At 66.0% G+C, this 5,404-nt stretch carries 6 protein-coding genes and 1 pseudogene; 4 read left to right on the top strand and 3 right to left on the bottom strand.

The window, feature by feature from the left end:
• Positions 1-106 precede the first annotated feature (106 nt).
• A pseudogene (locus OO54_RS44675) lies at positions 107-878 on the bottom strand (transposase family protein).
• 259 nt (positions 879-1,137) lie between these two features.
• Here OO54_RS44675 and OO54_RS44680 point away from each other — a divergent pair.
• The 4 genes from OO54_RS44680 (at position 1,138) to OO54_RS46220 (ending at position 3,821) form a co-directional block, all read left to right on the top strand.
• A protein-coding gene (locus OO54_RS44680; RefSeq protein ID WP_106970204.1) for an IS5 family transposase occupies positions 1,138-1,955 on the top strand; the annotation gives its coding sequence in 2 pieces (ribosomal slippage) (positions 1,138-1,669 and positions 1,669-1,955; 819 coding nt in all).
• Between the two features lie 279 nt (positions 1,956-2,234).
• On the top strand, positions 2,235-2,762 hold the full coding sequence (locus tag OO54_RS40515; protein WP_157856610.1) for a hypothetical protein: 528 nt from the start codon (positions 2,235-2,237) through the stop codon (positions 2,760-2,762).
• A gap of 116 nt (positions 2,763-2,878) precedes the next feature.
• Positions 2,879-3,115: a winged helix-turn-helix domain-containing protein gene (locus OO54_RS48105; RefSeq protein ID WP_234439374.1), complete on the top strand. Its 237-nt coding sequence runs from the start codon at positions 2,879-2,881 to the stop codon at positions 3,113-3,115.
• A gap of 112 nt (positions 3,116-3,227) precedes the next feature.
• Positions 3,228-3,821, top strand: coding sequence for a hypothetical protein (locus OO54_RS46220; RefSeq protein WP_157856611.1), 594 nt, complete (start codon positions 3,228-3,230; stop codon positions 3,819-3,821).
• Between the two features lie 343 nt (positions 3,822-4,164).
• Here OO54_RS46220 and OO54_RS46225 read toward each other — a convergent pair whose 3' ends face one another.
• Complete coding sequence (locus tag OO54_RS46225; RefSeq protein WP_159391576.1) at positions 4,165-4,449, bottom strand: hypothetical protein; 285 nt, start codon at positions 4,447-4,449, stop codon at positions 4,165-4,167.
• A gap of 276 nt (positions 4,450-4,725) precedes the next feature.
• Entirely contained in the window at positions 4,726-5,292 is a 567-nt protein-coding gene (locus OO54_RS42875) for an endonuclease domain-containing protein (protein WP_051787899.1), read from the bottom strand.
• Positions 5,293-5,404 lie beyond the last annotated feature (112 nt).

Genomic DNA, 5,404 nt, shown 5'->3' on the forward strand with positions numbered 1-5,404 from the left:
ACAAGTGGCAGAGCCTTTTGAACCACACCCGACACCCCTGGGCGGGTCAACCATACGAAGGGCCGACCGCATCCCGCAGAACAACGTAGGGAGCCTTTTTCCAACCTCACGCTGATGCGTGGTGAAGGACGAGGACGGCCTTCACCAGGTCGGTGATGCGGTTGGTGCCGCGGCGGAGCTTCCGCAGGGGCCGCCGGCCTTTGAGGGTGGCCATGGCCTGCTCGCCGAGGATGGGGCCTCCCCTGCTTGAGCGAAGCCGAGAGCTTGGGGAAGGATCCTGGCATGGGTGCTGTCGTGCCTGCGCTGCCACCGCTTGAGGCGACGGCCGCGGAAGGGCACCCGGAGGGAACCGCCGGCGCCCCGATGAGCCTTGTCGGCCCAGCGCTTCAGTCCGGCCTCGGCGAGTGCGTCGACGATGCCGTGGGTAGGGGCGGCGGTCAGGTCGTGAGCGGAGCCGGGGAGCACGGACGAAGCCCACAGCGGCCGTCCGAATGGGTCGGTGAGGACTTGGACGTTCATGCCGTGGCGCTTGTGCTTGCCGGAGTGGTACGGGGTGTCGGCGGCGATCCGGTCGATCGGCGGGAGCGTCCCGTCGAGGATGACGAAGGCCGGCCGGCGTGCGGTCCGCATCGCCTCGGCCAGGCTGGGGCGAGTGCGGCCAGGGCCTGTATCGCTTCGCTGACGTAACGGTAGACGGTCGCGATCCCGATGCCGAACGCGGCGGCCAGCCGAGCGCAGGTGTCGCCGCGGCGCAGGTGAGCCAGGACCAGAAGCGCCTGCCGGCTCGGTGTGATGCGACGCCATCGGGTGCCGATCTTGCGGCGGTGAGCGGCCGGGCACCGGGCAAGGTGACGAAGGTGTGCGCTGGACAGATCGATCGAATGGGGTCTCCCCTGCTCGAGCGAAGCCGAGAGCTTGGGGAAGGGTGAACAAGCACGCGAAGCTCCTGGTCGGCGCGGGTGATCTTGGTCGTGAACCCGTCTACCAGGAGCTTCGTCGTCCACCTCGCGCAGGTGCCCCAACCTGCCAGCCACGCCGGCAGGTTGGAAAGGCTCATTCTGAGGTGGAGGGTCGGCCATCCCAACGCCTGTAGTGCCCCTCGCCTGGAGCCGGCCGGCAGCGGCACCCTGATCGTTCATGGGCGGGGACCTGCCGCAGCGGCTCGTGCCGGATGTTCTACGGGCCATGGTCGAGCCGGTACTGCCGTCTTTCCGCTTGCGCCCGCAGGGCGGTGACACCGCCCCGATCGACCAACGCGCCGTGTTCACAGCCATCGTGTACGTGCTGATCAGCGGGTGCGCGTGGCGATATCTGCCACCGACGTTCGGAGTGTCGCCGGCGACGGCTCACCGGAGGTTCTCCGCTTGGACCGCATCCGGAGTGTGGCGTCGGCTGCACCGCGTGGTCTTGGACGAGATCGGGGCCCGTGGCGGACTCGACTGGAGTTCCGTGATCATCGATGCCGCTTCGGTACGCGCGAAGAAGAAGGGTCCACTGACAGGGCCGAATCCGGTTGTCCGAGGCAAAGCGGGCAGCAAGCTGCACGTTCTGACCGACGCGCAGGGCCTGCCCGTGGTCGTCGGGGTGTCCGCCGCGAACGTCAACGACGTCCAAGCACTTCGCCCGCTCATCCTCGGGATCCCGGCCGTCCGCTCACGTCGCGGCCCCGTCGCCGACACCCCGATAAGGTTCGCGCCGACAAGGCGTACCACTCCGCCGGCAACCTGGCGTGGCTACGCGAACGCCACATCACTCCACGGATCGCCCGGCCGGGCGTGGAGTCCTCCGAACGACTCGGGAGACACCGATGGAAGGTCGAGAGGTCGATTTCCTGGCTCCTCGGATACCGCCGCCTGACCGTCCGCTATGAACGCAAGGGCAGTCGTTTCCTCGCCTTCCTCGGACTCGCCGCAGTCATGACCTGCTACAAGAAGATCGCCAGGATCGCCACGTGAGACACGGTCTAAGCACGGATCGCACGCATGGCTGCGTAGGTGTAACCCGGGAGCATTTGTTGGTGGTTTGAGGATTGGTCGTTGTTGTGCCGGGGTCAGGATGTCGCTGAGAAAGAGCAGCACCCGAGTCGGCCACGCGGTCGTCGCTGAGACCAGGGCCTGCAGCGCTCAGCTGGACAACCGGTCCGGCCGTATCGGAAAGGAACGAACGCCAGGCTTCGCCGTAGGTCAGGCCCGGCGGCACAGAAGGAGTGACGGCGCTTCCAATATGCTTATCCCGTGACGGTATCGAGCACTTTTGCACATCCTCGTTGGGGACTCCAGTTCCACTGGTGGGCGGTAGATCCGTTCGGCCGAGTCGGGTTGTTCTACTCCGCGTTCGGCCCGGTGCCCTCGGCGGCAAACACCCATGAACAGACCTTGGACGAGGCTACGGCCTGGGCCAAGACACGGCACCCGGAGTGGTTCGATGCGGAGTGCGTGGAGGATGATTGTCCTCAGCACTGCGTCATCGAGCTGGAACGGGCGCCGTATCTGTTCGCCTGGGACGAGGAGCACGACGATCGCTACACGCGATACGGCGTGCCGACACAGCCGCTCTTGATATCCGAGCTTCCCGCGGCACCGGCCGCTGCTGTACGGCTTGTCGAGGTCGACTTTTCCTTCGACCAGGCGGCGCGGATCGACCTGGGATACCCCAAAGGCCGAGAGGTCATCTCGGCCTCAGCGCTCACCCCCTGGACGTCTTGCCAACGGCACCCAGACGGCCGGGAGCCGCACTCCGCAGGAGAGCTTGGCACCTCGTAGAGTTGTGGGTCTGCCGCGCAGCTGGCCGGGGGAATCGCCGGCTCTCTATTGCGAGCTCGGCTGCATAGGTCGGCCAGCCGCTGACTGCTACTCCGCGCGCGAGCGTGCGCCTGTCGGTGGCGACGGTACGGCGGCTGCTGAAACGGCACGTCTGGTCCTGGCGGGCAGCCGCCCGTAAAGCCCTCGAGCGTGACGATCACGCGGTGGAGCTGTGCAAGAAGGAGGTCTGGATTTTACCGTCCTTCAGTGCCAGCCGGTGCACCCGACATAGTGCGTGGCCATGTTGTGCAGGCAGCCGCGGGCGACATTTGGCGGGCCGTCATACTCAAAGGCGCCCCAGCTTGTTGAATTGATCACGAGGCTCTCCCGGCCGTACCAATTGGCCCCTCCGTTCCAGGAAATATCCATGTAGGTTTCCCACATGCCGGAGCCGTAAATCCACCCCTGCTGGGTAGCGTACTCGTGGTGGTCCGAGCGGAGTTCGGTCGCCAGATTGACCTGACCGAAGCCCGGGTACTGCTTACAGGTCGACCAGTACGCTCCGATGACGCAGCCGCCGGCGATCTTGGACGTCTCTCCTGCTTTTGCCTGCGCCAGGCGCGCCTGCTTGGCGGCGATCAGGTTCTTGAACTGCCGAGGGCTGAGAAGCGCCTGGTCCTGCCCGTCCAGGATCTCCGGGTTGTCGAAGCTGCCCAGCGGGGCGTTCGGGTTGTAAGTGTGGAGCGCCGGAACGCTCGGATTGGTCTGAACCACGGCGCCGTCGGAAGCCGCTTGCGCGGGTCCCGCGATAAGGCTTACCACCGCTACCACGGCAGTCAGGGCGGCTCCGACAGCGGAACGCATCGAAGTCAAAACTGTCTCAACTCCTCCATCGAAGTGAATAGCCGAAACGGAATTCGATCGTTCGGATTCCCGGCTATGAATTCTTTGATCATTTCAGGTGGTGGCGTCTCGCGGGATTTTTTCAGCACGGACGAAAGAAGACAAGGCTCGGTAAGCAATGAGCTGCAATTCGGCCATTACTCCATTAGAAATGGTGCAAGTATGGCCGTTTTGTGATGCGCGAGCCGAGATGGAATGGCTAATTCCTTCCCACGCGACCCGTCCCTCCAGGAGGAACCCGCCGGTGCGGTGAGCGGAGTTGTCACTTCGCCCCAAGGCCCAGGGACGCGGCAGAGCCCCCTTGGCGTGGGAAGGGGGTGCTTCATCGGGCGGCGGGGCCGTACGGGGTGACGAAGAGTGCGGGGATGTCGACGAGTGTGGTAAGGGAGGGCACGGGTCCCAGTACCGGTGAGCTCTCGTATCCGACTGTCGCCAGACTGTCGCGCACTGAGGCGAGGGCCTGCTCACCTCGGTGGACGGGCTGTGGACGGGCTGCGGTCCCTGGTGCCCAAGCGCACGATCAGCGCCGGCCCTTCGCCATCTCGACGAGCTCGGCCCGCCGCACCCCTTCCTCCACGTTGGCCGCGTCGACCAGGATGCGGTGTCCGGCGGCGAGGTACGGCCCGACGCCGACACCGAGCACAACGCCCTCGGCGCTGGCCTCGCCGCGATCGCCGCGCAAATCCGGCCGGCCCACGACCAGCAACCGGCTGAGGCGCGGCGTCACGCCCCAGCCGACAGAGGCCGGCCACGAACACCGGGCAGGCCCGCGCCGGATACCACCGGCACACAGCTGGAGAAGCATCACTGCGGGAGCGTTGCAGGCAGAATCGCACCAGGTGGCCCAGCTCCGGCGCGGCACGACCCAGTCCGCCCCGACCCTGCTCGGCCCTGCAACGTTCACGTCTTCCCCGACGGCCAGGCTCGTTCCGCCATCACCCGGAAACGTACGGACGGCTGCTCAGGAGTGTCGGCCGAAGGTGGGCAGTCCAGCCGAGGCAGCCCGCTCGCTCCGGCCGCCGCAAGCGGCACGGCTGTCCCTGATATCAGCCTGGGGCTGTGGGACCTCAAAGTGGAACGCTCACGACCACCTCACATAACCGTGCTTGACCACCTCTGCATCGTGGAGGAAAGCCCAGGAGGTCGGCAGGTAGGCATCGTCGCGGCCGCGGATGACACGGGCTTCTGGGCGGCGGGCCGGCGGGTTGGCTAGGTAGGCGTCGATGTCCGGGATCGCAAAGCCGGCGCCGCGACGGCGCTTGCGCTCATACGGCGCCAGCTCGTTCAGGTTGCACGGGCGGCAGAGGATCCCGCGAACGCAACAGCGGTTGCTGGAGCCCTTCATGCCACAGCAGTGGTGGTCGTGATCGATCTGCCAGGGGCGTGGTTCGACGTGAGGGATACCGCCGTCGCAGGGCTCTTCATTGTCTCCGCAGAGGGCACACCGAAAATTCTGCGCGCGCCAGATGGCGTTGTACTGGGGGATGGTGAGCCCGTACTTCTCGATGCCCCGGCGCATGCGGTAGCACCCTTGGCACTCACGGCCCCGCACCAGGCGGGCCGCCCATGCCCCACAGCCGCAGAATTCACCGTCTCCCTCGAGTTCGATCTCCGTCATGATCTGCTCGATATCCTCCGGGGAAAACATGCCGGGATCCTATTGAGCTTCTTCGATGTGGCCACCGATCGGGTGACGGTCCGTGAAGCGAAACGAGCGAGGCCCCCGGGCTGTTGATCGAGATGTCTGACGTCTCAATTAC

It is taken from the genome of Streptomyces wedmorensis (assembly GCF_000716445.1).
In the GTDB taxonomy this organism is placed as follows: domain Bacteria; phylum Actinomycetota; class Actinomycetes; order Streptomycetales; family Streptomycetaceae; genus Streptomyces; species Streptomyces wedmorensis.